Origin of the sequence: Vibrio sp. 10N.261.52.A1 (genome assembly GCF_002876325.1) — a bacterium.
GTDB classification, from domain to species: Bacteria; Pseudomonadota; Gammaproteobacteria; order Enterobacterales; family Vibrionaceae; genus Vibrio; species Vibrio chagasii.
This window is the reverse complement of record NZ_MCYD01001285.1, coordinates 1-805: the sequence shown is the minus strand read 5'-3', so window position 1 is coordinate 805 and position 805 is coordinate 1. Positions and strand designations below refer to the sequence as shown.

Genomic DNA, 805 nt, shown 5'->3' with positions numbered 1-805 from the left:
ACAGCAACAGCAGCTTGGGCTATCGAAAGTGTTGCGACTGCACCTGTACTGGGTCACCAGCCAACGGTATCGGCTCCTGTAGTAACTACACCTGAAATTCTATGGGCACCAGCACCTATCGAAGTTAAGTTTGATGCCCCGGCTCTTGAAGACCAAGACGAAGATGACATCACGAATGTGACGTACTGGCTAGAAGATGCGAGTGGCAAGAAATACGCAAAAGTTGATAAAGCTGAGATCAGTAAATTGAACAGCGGCGTTCTAACATTCGAAAATTACAATGAACTCAAAAACAAAGAATTAAACCTAGTGTGGCAAGTTCATACTCAATACGGCTACCCATCAACAACGCTTGTGTCTAATGAAATGACTTCGAACAGCTTCACGGTTGGTGCGAAGACGGCTCTTACCATCAGCGGTACAGCTGAAGTGGGTCAAACTCTGACGGTACACGCGGATGACGGTGCGGTTGTTGACCTGGCTAAAGCAGATGTGACGTTCACACTGACAGAAAATGAAACAGACACAGCTGGCCTTTACCCGAAAGGCAATGCTGAAGATGCGATTCAAGCGGCGCTGGTTGACGCCGGTAATGACCTAACATTCGTATTACCGAAAGAGGCACAAGGTTACACGATCACTGCGTCTATGAACGAGGCACAAATTACTCGTGCTTCACTACATTAATCCTTTGATTCTGCTTTAACCACTAATCAAGCGGGCTGTTTTCAGCCCGCTTTCTCTCGATAGGGGTACAACCATGATACGTCAATCCATCATCACTATTTTGGCTTTATGCTGTTCT

General features: G+C 46.5%; 1 protein-coding gene. It reads left to right on the top strand.

What is annotated here, in order from left to right:
* Positions 1–687 (top strand): hypothetical protein (locus BCT81_RS26895; protein WP_102426443.1); only part of this gene is annotated, 687 nt, incomplete at its 5' end.
* Positions 688–805: the final 118 nt, after the last annotated feature.